The following is a 19,404-nucleotide window of genomic DNA, read 5'->3' as shown; positions in this document are numbered from 1 at the left end:
CCAGAAGCTCGCGATCAGGCGTTGGGCATGGATGTTCAGGTCGATCGCGAAGCGCTGCGCGGCGATCCAGTCCACCACATGCACGATCAGCGGATGGTCCGGCGGCCGGCCCTTGGCGGCGAAGATACCGGCCACGGCCGCATCGTCGTCGGCGCGGGCCCCCAGGCCATAGACCGTCTCGGTGGGGAAGGCGACCAGGCCGCCGGCGGCGATGCGCATCGCCGCGGCATCAAGCGCGGCCGGGTCGTGGCCGGACAGCAGGCTCATCGTCCGGCTCAGTGCGCCGCGATGCCGAGCAGCGCGGCGGCCTGCAGCGCCGCCGCACGCGCCTGCGCGGCATCGGCGGCGGTGATGGTCAGGTGGCCCATCTTGCGGCCACGGCGTGCGCTGGTCTTGCCGTACAGGTGCAGGTGCATGCCGGGCAGCGCGAGCAGCTGGCCCCAGGCCGGCTCGCGCGCCGCGTCGCCGTCGCGGAACCACAGGTCGCCCAGCAGGTTCAGCATCACCGTCGGCGAGTGCAGGCGCGGGGTCTGCAGCGGCAGGCCGGTCAGCGTGCGCACCTGCAGCTGGAACTGGCAGACATCGCAGGCATCGATCGAATAGTGGCCGGAGTTGTGCGGCCGCGGCGCCATCTCGTTGGCCACCAGCGAACCATCGGCCAGCACGAAGAACTCGACGCACAGCACGCCGACATAGGCCATGGCCTCCGCAACGCGGCAGGCGGCTGCGATCGCTTGCTGCTGCAGTGGCGCCGGCACGTCCGGCGCCGGCACCTGGGTCACCGCCAGGATGCCGTCGCGATGCAGGTTCTGTTGCACTGGCAGCGTGACGGTTTCGCCCTGCGCATTGCGCGCGACGATGACGCTGAGCTCCAGCGCCAACGGCAGCATCTGTTCCAGCAGGCAAGGCACCTGCCCCAGTTCGTGCCACGCGGCGGCCAGCGCAGCCGCGTCGGCCACCCGGCGCTGGCCCTTGCCGTCGTAGCCCAGGCGGGCGGTCTTCAGGATGCCCGGCAGCAGCGTGGCCGATACGCCGGCCAGTTGCGCCGCGGACTCGATCAGCGCATGCGGCGCGCAGGGCACACCGCAGCGCACGAACTGGGCCTTTTCAGCCGCGCGGTCCTGGCAGATCGCCACCGCGTCGGCGGCCGGCGCCACCGGGCGCTGCAGCGCCAGCGTGCGCAGCGCGGGCGCGGGCACGTTTTCGAATTCGGTGGTGATGGCGTCGCAGCGCCGGGCCAGTTCGGCCAGGCCGGCTTCATCGAGGTAGGCGGTCTGCAGATGGCCGTGCGACACCAGACCGGCGGGCGAGCTGTCGTCCGGATCGAGCACCACCGTGCCGTAGCCCATCGTTTGCGCGGCGTGCACGAACATGCGGCCGAGTTGACCGCCACCCATCACGCCCAGGGTCGCCCCCGGCAGGATCGCCGCGCTCACCGCTGGCAGGACCGCGTCACTCATGGCTTGACCGCGAGCGTCAACTCGGCGCTCATCGCCTGGGCGGCCGCAGTCTGGCGAGCCCGGAAGGCCTCGAGCTTGTCGCGCAGCACCGGGTCGCCGGTGGCCAGCATCGCCACCGCGAACAGCGCCGCGTTGGCCGCGCCAGCGGCGCCGATCGCGAAAGTGGCCACCGGAATGCCCTTGGGCATCTGCACGATCGAATGCAGCGAATCGACACCGCTCAGATGGCGGCTGGCCACCGGCACCCCGAGCACCGGCACGGTGGTCTTGGCCGCCAGCATTCCCGGCAGGTGGGCCGCGCCGCCGGCGCCGGCGATGATCGCTTTCAGCCCGCGCCCCGCCGCGGCCTCGGCGTAGGCGAACATCTCGTCGGGCATGCGGTGGGCCGAGACCACGCGGCATTCATGGGGCACACCAAACTCGGCGAGAATCTGCGCCGCCTGTTGCATAGTTTCCCAGTCGCTGGACGAGCCCATCAAGACGCCAACCACCGCGCCAAGCGCAGCATCGGCGGGGGGCCCGGAGGGGGACAGGGAACTGGACTGCAAGGCTGGCTCCGCCAAAGTGGGCAAAAGCCTTGGATTGTAGGCGGGCGCCCCCACATGCCCCCGTCATCGGCCCCCTACCCGCTCACCCGACGCTCACCCGACACCATGAACGACATCACTCTGCAGAATTTCGAAGCCGACCTGATCCAGGCCTCGATGCAGCAGCCGGTCCTGCTGGACATCTGGGCGCCCTGGTGCGGCCCCTGCCGCACGCTGGGCCCGCTCCTCGAAAAGGTCGAAACGGCCTATGGCGGCCGCTTCAAACTGGCCAAGCTCAACAGCGACGACCAGCCGGAGATCTCCGGCCAGCTGAGCCAGGCCTTCGGGGTGCGCTCGATCCCGTTCTGCGTGCTGTTCGACAAGGGCCAGCCGATCGACGGCTTTGTCGGTGCGCTGCCCGAAGCGCAGATCCGCGAATTCCTCGACCGCCATGTGCCGAGCGCCGAGGCGCTGGAAGCTGAAGCCGAGACCGAAGAAGCCGTGGCGCTGGAAGCCAGCGGCGACACCGAGGCCGCGCTGGCCAAGCTGCAGCAGGCGGTGGCCATCGACCCCGCCAACGACGGCGCCCGCTACGACTACATCAAGCTGCTGCTCGAATCCGGCCACCTGGAGCAGGCGCGCCAGGCCTACGAGCCGGTGGTCAGCAAGGCGCTGGTCGATGGCCGCATCGCAGCGCTGGGCCACTGGATCGCCGCCTGCGACAAGGCCGCCGGCGCACGCTCGCCACAGGCCCTGGCCGCAGCCATCGAAGCCAACCGGCGTGACTTCGAGGCGCGCTTCGAGTTGGCGCAGACGCTGATGGCCGGCCGCCAGTTCACCGATGCGATGGAAGCACTGCTCGAGATCGTGATGCGCGACAAGGAATGGAACAGCCAGCTCGCGCGCAAGACCTATGTCGCGATCCTCGAGCTGATGAGCAAGCCGGCGCCGAAGGCCGCGGCCGAGCAGGCCAAGGGCACGCTGGAACTCACCGGCAAGTCGGTGGCGGCGCCGAGCGACCCGGTGATCGACCAGTACCGCCGCAAGCTCAGCATGGCGCTGTTCTGACCGTTCCCGGCACGGCCGCTCGGCGGACGCACCGCTGCAACCGGCCCGGCCGGCCAGGACCGGCGACTTAGAATCCGCCGTTTGGCCCCCGCCCTGTGCGAGGGCTGCTCTCAAGGAAGACCGACGTGTTCATCTCCAATGCATATGCGCAGGCCGCACCGGCCGCACCGGCCGCCGGTGGCATCGAATCCATGTTCGGCTCGTTCGGCCAGATGCTGCCGCTGGTGCTGATGTTCGTGGTGTTGTACTTCATCATGATCCGGCCGCAGATGAAGCGCCAGAAGGAACACAAGGCCATGCTCGAAGCGCTGGCCAAGGGCGACGAGGTCGTCACCTCGGGCGGCATGATCGGCCGCGTTGCCAAGCTCGGCGAGACCATCGTTCACGTGGAAGTCGCCAACGGCGTGGAACTGCAGGTGCAGCGCAGCGCCGTGGTGCAGGTGCTGCCCAAGGGCACCTACGGCAAGTGATGGCCCGGGCGCCCGCGCGGCGCTTGAACGCCCATTCGGCACGCCAGTCCTGAGCGCCTTGAGGCGCTAGTGCACAAGGCCCGGCCCCGGGCCAAGGAAGCCACGATGAACCGCTACTCCTGGTGGAAGTACCTGATCCTCGGCATCGCGCTGGTGGTCGGGTTGCTGTACACGCTGCCCAATTTCTTCGGCGAAGCGCCGGCCGTGCAAATCTCCAGTGCCAAGGCCACCGTGAAGGTGGACTCAGGCATGGTGCCGCGCATCGAGGCCGTGCTGGCCAAGGCCAGCCTGCAGGCCGACTTCGTGCAGTTCGACAGTGGCTCGGTCAAGGCCCGCTTCGGCGATGTCGACAGCCAGGTCAAGGCCAAGGACGCCATCGCGAAGGCGCTGAACCCCGATGCGGCCGACCCGGCCTACATCGTGGCCTACAACCTGCTGTCGCGCTCGCCGACCTGGCTGACGAAGCTGCGGGCGCTGCCGATGTACCTGGGCCTGGACCTGCGCGGCGGCGTGCACTTCCTGATGCAGGTGGACATGAAGGCGGCGCTGACCAAAAAGGCCGATGTCTTCAGCGGCGACATCCGCGTTTTGCTGCGCGACAAGAACATCCGCCACGCCGGCATCAGCCGTGATGGCAACGACGTGGTGGTGCGCTTCCGCGACCGCGCCGTGCTGGGCCAAGCGCTGCCCTTGCTCACCGACCAGGTGACCGACCTGCAATGGACCGAGGCCGCCGACGGCAGCGAATTCAAGCTCACCGGCACGCTCAAGCCGGAGGCCATCCGCCGCATCCAGGATGCCGCGCTCAAACAGAACATCACCACGCTGCACAACCGCATCAACTCGCTCGGCACCAACGAACCGGTGATCCAGCAGCAGGGCCTGGACCGCGTGGTGGTGCAGTTGCCCGGGGTGCAGGACACCGCGCGGGCCAAGGACATCCTGGGCCGCACGGCCACGCTGGAAGTGCGGCTGGTCAACACCTCCACCGAGGCTCTGGAGGCGCTGCGCGGCGCCGGGCCGGTGCCTTTCGGCAGCGAGCGCTACCTCGATCGCGACGGCTCGCCGATCATCGTCTTCCGCCAGGTCATCCTGACCGGCGACAACCTGACCGATGCCCAGCCCGGCTTCGATGGCCAGAACTCCAGCGAACCCGCGGTGCACCTGACGCTGGACAGCAAGGGCGCGACGATCTTCCGCGATGTCACGCGCGAGAACATCAACAAGCGCATGGCCATCCTGCTGTTCGAGAAGAACAAGGGCGAGGTCGTCACTGCGCCGGTGATCCGCGGCGAAATCGGCGGTGGCCGGGTGCAGATCTCCGGCCGCATGACCACGGTGGAGGCCAACGACACCGCGCTGCTGCTGCGCTCGGGCGCGCTGGCCGCACCGATGGAAATCATCGAGGAACGCATGATCGGCCCGTCACTCGGCGCCGACAACATCACCAAGGGCTTCCACAGCGTGGCCTACGGTTTTGCCTTCATCGCCGTGTTCATGTGCGGCTACTACCTGCTGTTCGGCATGTTCTCGACCCTGGCGCTGGGCTTCAACCTGCTGCTGCTGGTGTCGGTGCTGTCGATGATGCAGGTCACGCTCACCTTGCCGGGTATCGCGGCGATTGCGCTGACGCTGGGCATGGCGATCGATGCCAACGTGCTGATCAATGAACGGGTGCGCGAGGAGTTGCGCAACGGCTCGTCGCCGCAAGCGGCGATCTCGGCCGGCTACGAACGCGCCTTCGCAACGATCCTGGATTCGAACATCACGACGCTGATCGCCGGCCTGGCGCTGCTGGCCTTCGGCTCGGGCTTCGTGCGCGGCTTCGCGGTGGTGCACTGCCTGGGCATCCTGACCTCGATGTTCTCGGCGGTGATGTTCTCGCGCGGCCTGGTCAACCTCTGGTACGGCCGGCAGAAGAAGCTGAAGTCAGTGTCCATCGGGCAGGTCTGGAAACCGGCCGCGGCGGCCGGCAGCACGGGCGATGCGGCGTCGGGCAGCGAACCCGTGGCCAAGGCCTGAGGCCGCAGGAAACAAGACATGGAGTTCTTGGTGAAGTCATCACGTCCGGTTCGCTCACATGAGCCTTCCCCAGAATTCCATTGGAACTGACAAGGAATCAAGATGGAATTCTTCAGAATCCGCCGCGACATCCCGTTCATGCGGCATGCGCTGGTGTTCAACATCATCTCGTTCCTCACCTTCGCGGCCGCGGTGTTCTTCCTCGCGACACGCGGGCTGCACTTGTCGATCGAATTCACCGGCGGCACGGTGCTGGAGGTGGAATACACCCAACATGCCGCCAACCTGGAAAAGACGCGGGCGGCGATCGAAGCGCTGAACCTGGGTGAAGTCCAGGTGCAGACCTTCGGCACGTCCAAGGACGTGATGGTGCGCCTGCCCGTGCGCGGCGATGCCAAGCCGGCCGAGCAGTCGGCTCTTAGTGCACGGGCCTTTGCCGCGCTGTGCGCCGCCGAAGCCGGCACCGTGGGCGCCAAGACCATCAAGTCGCCGCAGGGCGAGGAGGTCAACCGGCCGTCCTGCACCCGGGCCGATGGCGTCGAGCCGCTGAAGCTGTCGCGCACCGAGTTCGTCGGCCCCGCGGTCGGCTCGGAACTGGCCTCCGACGGTGCCAAGGCGCTGGCCTTCGTCGTGATCGGCATCATGCTGTACTTGGCCTTCCGCTTCGAGTGGAAGTTCTCGGTCGCGGCGATCATCGCCAACCTGCACGACGTGATCATCATCCTGGGCTTCTTCGCCTTCTTCCAGTGGGAGTTCTCGCTGGCCGTGCTGGCTGCTGTGCTGGCCATCCTGGGTTATTCGGTGAACGAGTCGGTGGTCATCTTCGACCGGATCCGCGAAGCCTTCCGCAAGTACCGCAAGCTCAACACGCAGCAGGTCATCGACCACGCGATCACCAGCACCATCAGCCGCACCATCATCACGCACGGCTCGACGCAGATGATGGTCTTGTCGATGCTGCTGTTCGGCGGCCCCACGCTGCACTACTTCGCGGTGGCGCTGACGATCGGCATCCTGTTCGGCATCTACTCGTCGGTGTTCGTCGCCGCGGCCATTGCGATGTGGCTCGGCGTCAAGCGCGAGGACTTGGTCAAATTCACGGCCAAGGACCACGACCCGAACGACCCCAATGCCGGGGCCGTGGTATAGAGTAGGCATTCCATCACGAACAGTCTGCCTGCCACCTCACATGGCGACCAACGCCAATGCCGCCCAACTCGCCAGCGAGGCTCGGCGGCTGTACACCGATGAGTTGGTCAAGGGCCTGCCGAATCTGGTGCGTCACGTCGTCGACGGCGCGCGCCATTCACTGGACAAGCCGGCGGAATACCAGACCGCCCAGCGCCGCCGGGAGCTGATGCAGGGGCTGCAGAAATCGGCCCGCCAGTGGCTGGCCGGCATGAACGATGGCTTGCGCCACGTGCTGGTGCATGGCGGTTCAGCGGCACAACCCGGCGACTTGCCGCGTCCTGGCGGCAAGGGCATGTCGTTGGTCGACGACGACACGATCGACCGCGAGATCCTGACCTCTCGGCTGGCGCTGGCGATCATGGACCGTGCGTCCTGGGAGTTCAGCGATCTGCGCTCGCGCATTGCGATGCTCGAGCAGCGCCAGGAACTCGACATCCACGACGCTTTGCGTGCCCATGTGCTGGCCCGCGTGGCGCATGACGCCTGGCGCGGCGCTAGCCTGTCGCCGGAAGACTGGCGCGAAGCCCAGCTGTGGCTGCACGACGAATTCGCCATGCTCTGTGAAGAGGCCTACCACGAGATCAACCGCTGGCTGGTCGAGCGCCACGTTCTGCCCGATGTGGACTTGCGGCCGCTGATCCGCCGCGCGCACGACAGCGGCGCCGTTGCCACCACCAGCGGCAGCGGGCCGTCGCGCCCGGCCGTCATGCCCTCCACCGGCCGGCCGGCCGGGCTGGCAGCGCAGTTGTCAGCACCCGGATCGGGTCTTGGCGCCGGCCTCGATTCGCGCCGCAGCAATGTCGGCGAAGAAACCCGCATGATGACGCGCGCTGCGCCGCTCGCCCGCGGCAGCGACCACGCGCAGGCGGTCCTGGGGCGGCTGAACCGCTTGGTCGGCCGCCAGCTGCCGGGCTTTTCGGACACCAGCCGCGGACCCGCACTGGTGACACCGCGGCTGTCGCGGGCCATCGAGCTGGCGCAGAACAGCCTGAAGCAGCGCCTGGTGTCGGTGCCGCATTCCGTCTCGCCAGCGCTGACCACGCCGATGCTGATCGACGAACTGCAGCAGCGCAAGCAACTGCTCAAGCACGCCGCCAGCACGCCGAATGAACGCGCGACGATCGAGATCGTCGCGATGATGTTCCAGAGCATCCTGACCGACGACCGCATCCCGGCCGCCGTGCGGGTGTGGTTCGCGCGCTTGCAGATGCCGGTGCTTCGCGTGGCCGTCGGTGAGCCGGATTTCTTCGCCACCATCGACCATCCGGCGCGCCGGCTGATCGACCGCATGGGCGCCTGCGTGATGGGCTTCGACAACTCGGCGCAAGCCGTGGGCGACACGCTGGAGAAGGAAATCAAGCGGGTCGTGCAGGTCGTTGAGGCCTATCCGGACACCGGGCGCCGCGTCTTCCAGACCGTGTTGGCAGAGTTCGAGAAGTTCCTCGAACACTATTTCCGCAACGAGAACGAGACGACCCGCAAGGGCGTGTCGCTGGCCCAGCAGGTGGAACAGCGCGAGACGATGGCGATCCAGTACACCATCGAGCTGCGTCGCATGCTCAACGAGGTGCCGGTGCAGGAGGGCGTACGCCAGTTCCTGTTCCAGGTCTGGGCCGACGTGCTGGCGACCACCGGCGTGCGCTTCGGGCCGCAGTCGGCCGAGACCAAGGACATGAAGCGCGCTGCCGCCGACCTGATCTGGTCGGCCAGCGCCAAGGTCACCCGCGATGAACGCGCCGAGGTGATCCGTCGGCTGCCGCTGCTGCTGAAACGCCTGCGTGACGGCATGGTCAACGCCCACATGAGCAGCGAGCGGCAGGAAGAGCACATCCAGTCGCTGAACAATTCGCTGGCGGCGGCCTTCACTGCCAAGGCCGCAGTGATCCCGACCGAGCGGCTGACCGAGTTGATGGAGCGCCTCGAAACGCTGGAGGAACTGCTGCCGGATGCGGCGGATCTGGAAATCGACGAATCGATGGTGCTGGACCTGTCCGGCCACGAGAGCTCGGAGTTGGAGGTGGTGTCTGAAGGCGGCTCGATGCCGACGCCGGCGATGCTGTCCTGGGCGCGTGAACTGCTGGTCGGCAGCTGGTACATGCTGGACTACCGCGGCCACAACGAAGCCATGCAACTGGTGTGGCACGGCATGCGCCGGCAACTGTCGATGTTCGTGGCACCCAGCGGCCGCTGCGTGCTGTTCCAGCGGCAACGCCTGGCAGCCTTCCTGCAGGCCGGGCTGCTGCTGCCGGCGCAGGATGAAGCGCTCACGGTGAAGGCCACACGCAGCGCGCTGGCCAAGCTGGACGCGGACCCGTCGCGGCTGATGAACTGAGCGTCGGCGGCCCACGAGCCGCATCCTGCGGCGTCAGTGGATCAGGCGTTCTTCGGGTGCGACGAACAATTCGTCGAGGATCAGCGCATCGGGCTCTTCGCCCAGGCTCCAGAAGACCATCAGCACGATGACCTTCAGGTCTTCCAACGCCAGTGGACTTTCGCCGACAGCACTGGCGCGGTCGACCACCATCTCGCGCATCGGCGCCGGCAGCACGCCGGCGGACTCGAGGAAACTGACGAAGCCGATCGAATCTTCGCCCAGACGCTCCACCTCGGCCGGTGAATACACCCGCATGCTGGTCTCGGATTGTTCACCGGCGTAGGTTTCCGCGGTTTCGGCCAGACCATCCAGCCAGCTCAGGGCTTCCTGGATTTCGTCGGTCTCGAAGCCGACGGCCGAGAGTTTGCGAGTGAGCTGGTCGTGGTCCGGACAGGCGTCCGGGCGCCAGTAGTTCTCGTACAGATAAACCAGAACCTCGAACATGAAACCACTATACCGCAGGGCCTGGGGCCCGGGCGTCGAAACTGCACGGCCCTACCGGGCATGCGGTAACCGGGTGCGGCGCCTCAGGCGCCTTGCCGGCGCTGGAACAGGCCGCCGGGCAGTCGGGCGACGAGCCCGTCGAGTTCCAGCTCCATCAGGCGCACATTCAAGGCTGAGGCCGACCAGCCGCAGCGCGCCATCAAGGCATCCAGCGTGGCTGGGTCATGACCCAAGGCGCGCAGCACCTCGTCATCGTCGGTCGGTGCCACACTCGGCAGCACGGCCGCGTGGGCGATCGTCAAGTCCAGGGTCGCCTGGCGGGGTTGCGTGCCCAGCTCTTCCAGGATGTCATCGACGGTTTCAACCAGTTTCGCGCCCTCTCGCAGCAAGGCATGGCAGCCACGCGCCTGCGCTGAATGGATCGAGCCCGGGATCGCAAACACTTCGCGCCCGGCCTCCGCCGCCTGGCGCGCGGTGATCAGCGAACCGGAACGCAACGCGGCTTCCACCACCAGCGTGCCACGTGTCAGCCCGGCGATGATGCGGTTGCGCTGCGGAAAGTGGGCCTGCAGCGGCGGCATGCCCAGCGCGAATTCGCTGAGCATCAAGCCCTCTTCGGCGATGCGCTGGGCCAGTGCGCGGTGGGCGCGCGGGTAGACCTGGTCGAGGCCGGTGCCGACCACCGCGATGGTGCTGCCAATCGCCTGCAGCCCGCCCAGATGCGCCGCTCCATCGATGCCGGTGGCCAGCCCGGACACGATGGTCCAGCCTGCCCGGCTCAGCTCGGTCGCCAGGCGGTGCGCGTTGTCCAGGCCCTGCGGTGTCGGTTTCCGGCTGCCGACGATGGCGATGCCGGCTGCCGCCAGCAACTCGCTGCGCCCTTGCAGGTAGAGCAGCAAAGGTGGGTCGGCGGTTTGCAGCAGGGCCGGTGGGTAGTCGGCGTCGGCCAGTGTCAGCACGCGCCGTTGCGGGTGCCCAGCCAGCCAGGCACCCGTGGCGGCCACGCGTTCGGCATGGTCATCGGGGGGTTGCCGCAGCGCCTCGGCCTGCCGCTCACCGACCAGCACGCGCAAGGCCGCGTCGTCCGCACTCGCCACCGCCGCCGGCGAGCCCAGCGCCGCCAGCAGCCGGCGCAGGGTGCCACGGCCGACGCCGGTGCGGTGCACCAGCCGCAACCAGGCGTCCAGCTCGTCAGGCTGCGCGAGCGCGGCGCCCACCCGGCCTGCCGCCCGAGTCAAGGCTGGGTGAACCTGTCGCCGCGGCTGACCGGGTCGATCGCCGAGACGATCAGCGCGTAGGACACGCGGTCGAACACCCGGAACACGAACAACATGCCGATGCGTTCATCGGGCAGCTTGATCGCGGTCTTCTTGCCATCGGTCTTGTCGACCGTGATCGCACCGTTGCGCCACAGCGCCAGCACATGGCCGCGTTCGATGCCGTCGCGCCCGCCGCGGTTCAAGGCCACGATCTGGTTCTGGCCCGCGGTGAGCGCTTCACCATAGATCGAGATGATCTGGCCGGCGATTGCCCCCGCCGGTGAATGCGGCGCGTAAGCGCTGAAGTCGCGCTGCGGCACCGGCGCCAGCCGGTCGCCGATGCCGGCCTCCTGGCGCACGCTGGTCAGGCGGAAACTTGCCGGCACTTCCACGGCGTTCTTGCCATCGGCGGTTGGGCGCGTGTCGCCGGCACGCGTGAACTCGGCCGTGCCGACAAAACCCGCCTCGAAGCCCAGCACCTGGCCGGATTCCGGGTCGATCATCGGCTTGCTCTCGCGGAACAGCCGGAATTCGCGGGCCCCCTTCAGGTCGCCACGCACATAGGCTGTTTCGCCGCGCGAGACCAGCACGCGGCCTTCCTGCGTGGCGACGATGCGCGGCGCGCTGGCCAGTTCATCCGAATCGAGCACGATGGCTTCGTTCAGGAACGGGCCGATCAGGTGCAAGGGGATCGACGCGATGGCGCCGTTGTCCAGCAACTCGGCGCGAACCCGCGGCGACAACTTGACGGTGTTGGTGGGCGCCGTGCCTTCCTGCCCCGGCCGCGCCACACGCAGCATCGCGCGGCCGTCCATCTTGACCAGCACCAGCACCTGCCCGGGGTAGATCAGGTGCGGATTGCGGATCTGCTCCATGTTCATGCCCCAGAGCTCGGGCCAGCGCCAGGGGCTGGTGAGGAAGAGCTTGGAGATGTCCCACAGCGTATCGCCGCGCTGCACGGTGTGTGATTCCGGCGCGTTGGGCGACAACTCGGACAAGGGCACACCGGCCTGGGCCACTTGCTGTGCCGTGGAACGCTGGCCCGGCGTGATGGTCAGGTCGACCGCAACGGACGCGAACGGCGCACCTAACAGTGCCGCCGCCGCCAGCGTGGGCCAGCACCTCCGGAGGGCGGGAAGGTGGAACTGGCGTGAACTCATGTCGTCGGTCTCCAGCAAGCGTGATGCCACAATCATGCCCCAGGCCGTTGCGGGCGCCACCTCGGAGCCATCGACGCCTTGAACGCTGTCGACGAACCGCGCATGCGCCGTTCATGCCGGCCAGCAATGCTCATGCTACATCGCAGATTCTGCCGATAAACCCTTGATATCGCAACGAAAAACAGTTTCGATCACGGCCTGATACCGGGCCGGCGATACTGTTGCCGTTGCGCTCCATCCACATCTGTTGCTGCATGTGTCAGCCGACGAGCCGACCTTTGATGCCATGGCCCTGCTACCGATCCTGCGATACCCAGATCCCCGCCTGCATACCGTGGCCCGCCCGGTGGCCGAAGTCGACGAGCGCATCCGCCGCCTCGTCGACGACATGCTCGACACGATGTACGACGCCGATGGTGTCGGCCTCGCGGCCACGCAGGTCGACGTGCACGAGCGGGTGATCGTGATCGACACCTCCGACAGCCGCGACGAACCCCGCGTGCTGATCAACCCCGAGATCCTGGCGCGCAGCGAAGAGATGCGCTTCTCCGACGAAGGCTGCCTGTCGGTGCCGGCGATCTACGACCGCGTCGAGCGCCATGCCCGCGTGACCGTGCGCGCACTGGGGCGGGATGGCCAGTCCCATGAGTTTGAAGCCGAAGGGCTGACCGCCGTGTGCGTGCAGCACGAAATGGACCACCTGATCGGCAAGGTCTTCGTCGAGTACCTGAGTCTGCTGAAACGTGAACGCATCAAGACCAAGATGCTGAAGAAGACGCGCGACGAACAAACCCGCGTCCGGCGCTGAGCCCCCTCCGATGCGCATCGCTTTCGCCGGCACGCCGGAATTTGCCGCCACCGCCCTGGCGCAACTGATCGCAGCCGGTCACGACATCGTGCTGGTCCTGACCCAGCCCGACCGGCCCGCCGGGCGTGGCATGAAGCTGCAGCTCTCACCGGTGAAAGCACTGGCACTGGCCCGTGACCTACCGCTGTCCCAGCCGCGCAGCCTGCGCCTGGACGGCAAGTACCCGGAAGACGCGCGGGCCGCGCAACAAGCGCTGGCCGCGGCCGCGCCCGAGGTGATGGTGGTGGCCGCCTATGGCCTGATCCTGCCCGCCTGGGTATTGGCACTGCCGCCGCGGGGCTGCCTGAACATTCACGCCTCGCTGCTGCCACGCTGGCGCGGCGCCGCGCCCATCCACCGGGCCATCGAAGCCGGGGATGCCAAGACCGGCATCACGATCATGCAGATGGATGCCGGCCTCGACACCGGCGACATGCTGCTGTGGCGGTCCGAGGCCATCAGTGCGCAGGATTGCACGGCCACGCTGCACAACCGCCTGGCCGCCCTCGGCGGCGAGCTGATCGTGCAGGCACTCGCCGCGCCGTCGCTGCAGCGCACGCCGCAGCCCTCGGCGGGCGTGAGTTACGCCCACAAGATCGACAAGGCCGAAGCCGCGATCGACTGGCTGCAGCCGGCCGCGCTGATCGAACGCCGCCTGCGCGCCTTCGACCCCTTCCCCGGCGCCAGCTTCACGCTCGATGGCGAGGTGATCAAGCTCTGGCGTGGGCGCATCGAGCGCCTGATGTCCGGCACGCCGGGCCGAGTCTTGCGCGCCGACGGCGGCCAGCTCATCGTGGCCTGCGGCGACCACGCCCTGCAGTTGCTGCAACTGCAGCGCCCGGGGGGGCGCCGCATCGACACTGCAGCCTTCCTGCAGGCCCACCCAGGCCTGGCGGGTCGCCAGCTGGGTTGAACTTCAGGTGTCCGCCGTCATCTGATCCGGTGCATCCATGACGGATGCACCCACGCGAAAGGACGGACCCGCCATGTTCAACATGATGAAGACAGCCATTCTGATGGCCGCCATCACCGCGCTGTTCATGCTGATCGGCCGCATGCTCGGAGGCCAGGCCGGCATGATGCTGGCGCTGGTGATTGCGCTGGGCATGAACTTCTTCAGCTACTGGTTCAGCGACAAGATCGTGCTGAAGATGTACAACGCGCAGGAGGTTGACGAGACCACCGCGCCGCAGTTCGTGCGCATGGTGCGGGAACTGGCCGAGCGGGCCGGCCTGCCGATGCCCAAGGTGTACCTGATCCAGGAAGACGCGCCGAACGCGTTTGCCACCGGCCGCAACCCGGAGCATGCCGCGGTGGCCGCCACCACCGGCATCATCCGCGCCCTGAGCACCCGCGAACTGCGCGGCGTGATGGCCCACGAACTGGCCCATGTGCGTCACCGCGACATCCTGATCTCGACCATCAGCGCGACGATGGCCGGTGCCATCGGCATGCTGGCCACCTTCGGCATGTACTTCAGCGGGCGGGACGACGAAGGCCGCCCGACCAACCCGATCGTCGGCCTGCTGGTCGCGATCCTCGCGCCGCTGGCCGCCAGCCTGATCCAGATGGCGATCAGCCGCGCCCGCGAGTTCGAGGCCGACCGCGGCGGTGCCGAGATCTCCGGCGACCCGGAAGCGCTGGCGATGGCGCTGCAGAAGATCCATCGCCACGCCCAGGGCATCCCGATGGAAGCGGCGGAGCGCCATCCGGAAACCGCGCAGATGATGATCATGAATCCGCTGTCCGCCGGCGGGTTGCGTGGCCTGTTCTCGACCCACCCATCGACCGAAGAGCGGGTTGAACGTCTGCTGCAGATGGCCGTGGCCCGCTGAAAACTGGCGGCGCTCAAGCCCGGCGCAAGGCGGCCGATAAGACCGCCATGCGCCAAGCCTTCGCCTCCCTGTTGATGTCCGGCCTGTGCCTGCTGGTCGCCGGCTGCGACCAGTTGGGCATCGAATCGGCCAGTGCCATCGCCGCCCGCAAGGAAGCCGACGGCAAAGCCATCGGCGGCGCCTGCCGTCACGCGGCTCGCGCGATCGAAGATTGCTACGTGCTCAACCGCAAGGCCGACCGCGCTGCCGTCTACGCCGGCTGGCGCGAGATGAACGAATACATGCGCGAGAACAAGCTGGAACCGGTCATTCCGCAGATCGAGGCCGAACATCAGGTGGCCGCCAAGGCGCCGGACCCGAGCGAAACGAGCGGTGAGGCCAAGCCGGGTGACAAACGCGGCGACAAGGCGGGTGACAAGGCCACCGACAAGCCCGGCGACGCAGCGCCCCGCCACAAGCGCCAGGCGCCCTGAGCCGCGTCAGTCGCACATACGCGCCGACAATTCGTCGGCAAACGCGACACCCTGTGCCCTGCCATCGGCGTTCCGTCGCGGCTGGCTGCCAAGCACTTCACCGAATGGACATGATCGCGTCTCCTTCAGCAGGAGTCACCATGGATCGCCTCTTCCGACTGCTCGACACCGTGCTCGGCCTGACTTTCGCCGCTGCGCTCGCCTTCGGCGTGCTGAGCGCCTTGCCGAACACAGCACATGCGGCGGACAACTGGACCACCGGCATCGGCCCGGCCACCGCCGAGCAACGCAACGTGGGCGAGTTCCAGGCCATTGCGGTGTCCGGCAGCATCAAGCTGAAGGTGCGCCAAGGCGGCAAGGAAGCGGTGGAAGTGCGAGCCGAGGCCAACCTGCTGCCACTGCTGGAAACCGTGGTGGAGTCGTCATCCAGCGGCAAGACCCTGTACATCCGCTGGAAGAAAGGCAGCAACCTGCGCATCCAGCGGTCGCCGACGGTCGAGGTCAGCGTGGTGCAACTGCAGTCGCTGTCGACCAGCGGCTCCAGCGACATCGCGGTCGAGCCCTTGAAGACGCCGCAGCTCGCGGTGTCCATTGCCGGCGCCGGTGACGTCGGCCTGCAGCAACTCACCGGCGACGAATTGAGCGTGAAGATTGCCGGCTCCGGCGACTTCAAAGCCAGCGGCCAGGTCAGCAAGCTGAAGATCAGCGTGTCCGGCAGTGGCGACGTGCAGACCGACGGGCTGAAGGCCGATGATGTCAGCATCAACATTGCCGGCTCGGGCGACGCCGCGGTGCATGCGGCGAAGTCGCTATCGGTGTCGATCGCTGGCTCTGGCGACGTGGCCTACCGCGGCGATGCGCAGGTCAAGAGCAGCATCGTCGGCAGCGGCAGCGTGCACCGCCGCTGACGCCCCGCGTGCCGCACAGCAACCCCGCCCGCTCGGGGTGTTGGGGCGGCAGAGGACAATTCGCGCATGTCCGAAGATTCCGCGCCCTGGCGGCACCCCGAGTTCCGCCGCGGCGCCAAGGAGATGACCGGCATCGCGCTGGGCATCGGCGCCTGGGGCCTGGTCACCGGCGTGGCGATGGTCAAGAGCGGGCTGGGCCTGGGGCTGTCGCTGCTGATGTCGGTGCTGGTGTTCGCCGGCTCGGCGCAACTGGCGGCCGTGCCGCTGATCGTGGCCGGTGCGCCGATCTGGGTGGTGTGGGCCACCGCGCTGTGCATCAACCTGCGCTTCGTGATCTTCAGCGCGCAGTGGCGGCCGTACTTCGCCCACCTGTCGCTGCGGCGTCGCGCGCTGCTGTGCTACTTCACCGCCGACCTGAACTATGTGCTGTTCATGCGGCGCTTCCCCGAGCCCAAGCCCTCACCCGAGCAGTTGCCCTACTTCTGGGGCGCCGTGGTGGTCAATGCCGGCTCCTGGCACTTGATGTCGCTAACAGGCATCCTGCTCGGCGACCGCATCCCACCCGAATGGGGCCTGGCGTTTGCAGGCACGGCCGCCCTGCTGGGCATGACCTATTCGCTGCTCAGCGACCGCGCCACCTGGCTGCCGGCGGTGCTGGCCGGTTGCGCCGCCGTGGCCGCCTATGCGTTGCCGCTGAAGCTGAACATGCTGGTAGCCATTGCCGCCGCGGTGGCGATGGGCATGGTCATCGACCACAGCCGGCCCTTGCGCGAAAGGCTGAGCAACCCATGACGACCTGGGAAGCGGTACTCACCATCATCGGCATGGCGCTGATCACGCTGTTCACCCGCGGCTTCTTCGTGCTGCCCAGCCGTGAGTTGCCGATTCCCGAGTGGTTGCGCGAAGGCCTGCGCTACGCGCCGGTGGGTGCGCTGGCCGCCGTGGTGACGCCCGAGATCGTGATGAGCCAGGGCCAGCTGATCCACACCTGGCAAGACGCCCGGCTGTTCGGCGCGGCGGCGGCCACGGCCTGGTTCGTGTGGCGCCGCGACATGCTCGGCACCATCGTCTCCGGCACGGCCGTGATGTTGATCTTTCGCGTCGGGCTGGGCTGGTGATCTGCGAAACTTGGCACCCATGAAGATCCTCAGACTCGAAGATTTGGTCGCTCAAGGCCCCAAGGACCAGTTGGCCGGCAAGCGGGTGTTCATTCGCGCCGACCTGAACGTACCGCAGGACGATGCCGGCCACATCACCGAGGACACGCGCATCCGTGCCTCGGTGCCGTGCATCCAGATGGCATTGCAAGCCGGCGCCGCAGTGATGGTCACCTCGCACCTGGGTCGGCCGACCGAGGGCGCGTTCAAGCCCGAAGACTCGCTGGCGCCGGTGGCGCAGCGGCTGGGTGAACTGCTCGGCCGCGAAGTGCCCTTGCGCAGCGATTGGGTCGACGGTGTCGAGGTCCGGCCCGGCGAGGTGGTGCTGCTGGAGAACTGCCGCCTGAACAAGGGCGAGAAGAAGAACGACGAAGCGCTGGCGAAGAAGATGGCCGCGCTGTGCGACATCTTCGTGCACGACGCCTTCGGCACCGCGCACCGCGCCGAAGCCAGCACCTACGGCATTGCGCAGTTCGCTCCGGTGGCCTGCGCCGGCCCGCTGCTGGCCGCCGAGATCGACGCCATCACGAAAGCCCTGGCGCAGCCGAAGCGGCCGCTGGTGGCCATCGTCGCCGGCTCCAAGGTCAGCACCAAGCTGACCATCCTGCAAGCCCTGGCGGACAAGGTCGACGGGCTGATCGTCGGCGGCGGCATCGCCAACACCTTCATGCTGGCGGCCGGTTTGAAAATCGGCAAGAGCCTGGCCGAACCCGACCTGCTGGACGCCGCGAAGGCGGTGATGCAGGCGATGAAGGCCCGCGGCGCCGAGGTGCCGATTCCGAGCGATGTGGTCACCGCGAAGGCCTTTGCCGCCGACGCACCGGCCACCGTGAAAGCTGCCACCGACGTGGCCGACGACGACCTGATCCTGGACATCGGCCCGGTCACTGCGGCGCTGCTGGCCGACAAGCTCAAGACCGCCGGCACCATCGTCTGGAACGGCCCGGTGGGTGTGTTCGAGTTCGACGCGTTCGCCCACGGCACCGAAACCCTGGCCCGCGCCATCGCCGCAAGCCCGGCCTTCAGCATCGCCGGCGGTGGCGATACGCTCGCCGCGATCGCCAAGTACGGCATCGAGAAGGAGGTCGGCTACATCTCCACCGGCGGCGGCGCCTTCCTCGAGGTGCTGGAAGGCAAGACACTGCCGGCTTTCGAGATCCTGGCGCGCCGCGCGGCACAGTCTTGAGCATGTCATGCGCGGCCGATGCCGCGCGTGAAACCGCGCCGTAACGCCAATGCGCGCGCGACACCCATAATCGGAGCCCCCAAGAACCCGAGCCGGACCTGCCATGCCACGCGCCACCAAGATCGTTGCGACCCTCGGCCCAGCCTCCAGTGAACCCGAGGTGCTGGAGCGGTTGCTGCGCGCGGGCGTCGATGTCGTGCGGCTGAACTTCAGCCACGGCACCGCGGCCGACCACATCGCCCGCGCCAAGCTGGTTCGCGAATGCGCCGAGCGTGTCGGCAAGCCGGTGGCACTGATGGCCGACCTGCAGGGGCCGAAGATCCGCGTCGGCAAGTTCGAACAGGGCAAGGTGATGCTGGTGCGCGGCCAGCCCTTCATCCTGGATGCCTCGCGCACCGAGCCCGGCAACATCGACATCGTCGGCCTCGACTACAAGGAACTGCCGCGCGACGTGAAGCCGGGCGACCGACTGCTGCTGAACGACGGCCTGCAGGTGCTGACCGTCGAAGCGGTACGCGGCGACCAGGTGCACACCATCGTGACGGCCGGCGGCGAGCTGTCCAACAACAAGGGCATCAACAAACAAGGCGGCGGCCTGACGGCCCCGGCGCTGACCGGCAAGGACATGGAAGACATCCGCACCGCGATGGCTTTCCAGGCCGACTACGTGGCAGTGAGCTTCCCGAAGAGCGCCACCGACATGGAGATGGCGCGCCAGCTGGCCAACGTGGCCGGAGAACCCTATCGCCACAAGCCGGCGATGATCGCCAAGATCGAACGCTGCGAGGCGATTCCGGCGCTGGAAGCCATCCTGCGCGCCAGCGACGGCATCATGGTGGCGCGCGGCGACCTAGCGGTGGAAGTGGGCAATGCCGCGGTGCCGGCGCTGCAGAAGAAGATGATCCGCATGGCGCTGGAGATGGACAAGATCACCATCACCGCGACGCAGATGATGGAGAGCATGATCGTCAACCCGGTACCCACGCGCGCCGAGGTCAGCGACGTGGCCAATGCCGTGCTCGA

General features: G+C 67.7%; 20 protein-coding genes. 14 read left to right on the top strand and 6 right to left on the bottom strand.

All coding sequences use genetic code 11. From position 1 onward, the window contains the following. The 3 genes from VLK61_RS03845 to purE all read right to left on the bottom strand — a co-directional run. Positions 1–267, bottom strand: a 267-nt coding sequence (locus tag VLK61_RS03845) for an L-threonylcarbamoyladenylate synthase (protein WP_325418483.1), incomplete at its 3' end; no start/stop codon positions are given. Between the two features lie 8 nt (positions 268–275). After that, positions 276–1,460, bottom strand: coding sequence for a 5-(carboxyamino)imidazole ribonucleotide synthase (locus VLK61_RS03840; RefSeq protein ID WP_325418481.1), 1,185 nt, complete (start codon positions 1,458–1,460; stop codon positions 276–278). Further along, on the bottom strand, positions 1,457–1,936 hold the full coding sequence (purE, locus tag VLK61_RS03835; RefSeq protein WP_325418479.1) for a 5-(carboxyamino)imidazole ribonucleotide mutase: 480 nt from the start codon (positions 1,934–1,936) through the stop codon (positions 1,457–1,459). The genes VLK61_RS03840 and purE overlap by 4 nt, the downstream gene beginning before the upstream one ends. Before the next feature lie 177 nt (positions 1,937–2,113). Here purE and VLK61_RS03830 point away from each other — a divergent pair, with 177 nt between their 5' ends. The 5 genes from VLK61_RS03830 (at position 2,114) to VLK61_RS03810 (ending at position 9,070) form a co-directional block, all read left to right on the top strand. Continuing rightward, positions 2,114–3,055: a tetratricopeptide repeat protein gene (locus VLK61_RS03830; protein ID WP_325418477.1), complete on the top strand. Its 942-nt coding sequence runs from the start codon at positions 2,114–2,116 to the stop codon at positions 3,053–3,055. 125 nt (positions 3,056–3,180) lie between these two features. Then, positions 3,181–3,525, top strand: a complete 345-nt coding sequence (gene yajC, locus VLK61_RS03825; RefSeq protein WP_325418475.1) for a preprotein translocase subunit YajC — start codon at positions 3,181–3,183, stop codon at positions 3,523–3,525. Positions 3,526–3,630: 105 nt separating this feature from the next. Continuing rightward, positions 3,631–5,547: a protein translocase subunit SecD gene (gene secD, locus VLK61_RS03820; RefSeq protein WP_325418473.1), complete on the top strand. Its 1,917-nt coding sequence runs from the start codon at positions 3,631–3,633 to the stop codon at positions 5,545–5,547. A 102-nt stretch (positions 5,548–5,649) separates the two neighbouring features. Further along, the gene (gene secF / locus VLK61_RS03815) at positions 5,650–6,696 is read left to right on the top strand and encodes a protein translocase subunit SecF (protein ID WP_325418471.1); all 1,047 of its coding nucleotides are present in this window, start codon (positions 5,650–5,652) and stop codon (positions 6,694–6,696) included. Continuing rightward, entirely contained in the window at positions 6,677–9,070 is a 2,394-nt protein-coding gene (locus VLK61_RS03810; protein ID WP_325418469.1) for a DUF1631 family protein, read from the top strand. The genes secF and VLK61_RS03810 overlap by 20 nt, the downstream gene beginning before the upstream one ends. 33 nt (positions 9,071–9,103) lie before the next feature. On the opposite strand, the gene VLK61_RS03805 is transcribed toward VLK61_RS03810, so the two are convergent. From VLK61_RS03805 to VLK61_RS03795, 3 genes are all read right to left on the bottom strand, one after another. Beyond that, the gene (locus VLK61_RS03805; RefSeq protein WP_325418467.1) at positions 9,104–9,556 is read right to left on the bottom strand and encodes a DUF494 family protein; all 453 of its coding nucleotides are present in this window, start codon (positions 9,554–9,556) and stop codon (positions 9,104–9,106) included. 83 nt (positions 9,557–9,639) lie between these two features. After that, positions 9,640–10,794 (bottom strand): DNA-processing protein DprA, encoded by a 1,155-nt coding sequence (gene dprA, locus VLK61_RS03800; protein WP_325418465.1) that lies wholly within the window; start codon positions 10,792–10,794, stop codon positions 9,640–9,642. Next, positions 10,791–11,975, bottom strand: coding sequence for a LysM peptidoglycan-binding domain-containing protein (locus VLK61_RS03795; protein WP_414636766.1), 1,185 nt, complete (start codon positions 11,973–11,975; stop codon positions 10,791–10,793). The genes dprA and VLK61_RS03795 overlap by 4 nt, the downstream gene beginning before the upstream one ends. A 286-nt stretch (positions 11,976–12,261) precedes the next feature. Between VLK61_RS03795 and def the strand changes: the two genes are divergently transcribed. The 9 genes from def to pyk form a co-directional block, all read left to right on the top strand. Then, entirely contained in the window at positions 12,262–12,783 is a 522-nt protein-coding gene (gene def, locus VLK61_RS03790) for a peptide deformylase (protein ID WP_325418462.1), read from the top strand. A gap of 10 nt (positions 12,784–12,793) precedes the next feature. Next, entirely contained in the window at positions 12,794–13,735 is a 942-nt protein-coding gene (gene fmt / locus VLK61_RS03785) for a methionyl-tRNA formyltransferase (RefSeq protein ID WP_325418460.1), read from the top strand. 73 nt (positions 13,736–13,808) lie between these two features. Next, positions 13,809–14,657 (top strand): zinc metalloprotease HtpX, encoded by an 849-nt coding sequence (gene htpX, locus VLK61_RS03780; RefSeq protein WP_325418458.1) that lies wholly within the window; start codon positions 13,809–13,811, stop codon positions 14,655–14,657. Between the two features lie 47 nt (positions 14,658–14,704). Then, positions 14,705–15,130: a hypothetical protein gene (locus VLK61_RS03775; RefSeq protein WP_325418456.1), complete on the top strand. Its 426-nt coding sequence runs from the start codon at positions 14,705–14,707 to the stop codon at positions 15,128–15,130. Between the two features lie 140 nt (positions 15,131–15,270). Continuing rightward, positions 15,271–16,038 carry a head GIN domain-containing protein gene (locus VLK61_RS03770; RefSeq protein WP_325418455.1) on the top strand — a complete coding sequence of 256 codons (768 nt, stop codon included), beginning with the start codon at positions 15,271–15,273 and terminating at the stop codon, positions 16,036–16,038. Between the two features lie 66 nt (positions 16,039–16,104). Continuing rightward, positions 16,105–16,830, top strand: a complete 726-nt coding sequence (locus VLK61_RS03765) for an AzlC family ABC transporter permease (RefSeq protein ID WP_325418454.1) — start codon at positions 16,105–16,107, stop codon at positions 16,828–16,830. After that, the gene (locus VLK61_RS03760; RefSeq protein ID WP_325418452.1) at positions 16,827–17,156 is read left to right on the top strand and encodes an AzlD domain-containing protein; all 330 of its coding nucleotides are present in this window, start codon (positions 16,827–16,829) and stop codon (positions 17,154–17,156) included. Before VLK61_RS03765 ends, VLK61_RS03760 begins: the two co-directional genes overlap by 4 nt. Positions 17,157–17,175: 19 nt before the next feature. After that, the gene (locus VLK61_RS03755) at positions 17,176–18,381 is read left to right on the top strand and encodes a phosphoglycerate kinase (RefSeq protein WP_325418450.1); all 1,206 of its coding nucleotides are present in this window, start codon (positions 17,176–17,178) and stop codon (positions 18,379–18,381) included. A gap of 103 nt (positions 18,382–18,484) precedes the next feature. After that, on the top strand, positions 18,485–19,404 hold a 920-nt coding region (pyk, locus tag VLK61_RS03750; protein ID WP_325418448.1), incomplete at its 3' end, for a pyruvate kinase.

The sequence above is a fragment of the Aquabacterium sp. genome, assembly GCF_035476535.1.
Lineage (GTDB): Bacteria > Pseudomonadota > Gammaproteobacteria > Burkholderiales > Burkholderiaceae_C > Pseudaquabacterium.
This window is presented reverse-complemented; position numbering and strand designations above follow the sequence as displayed.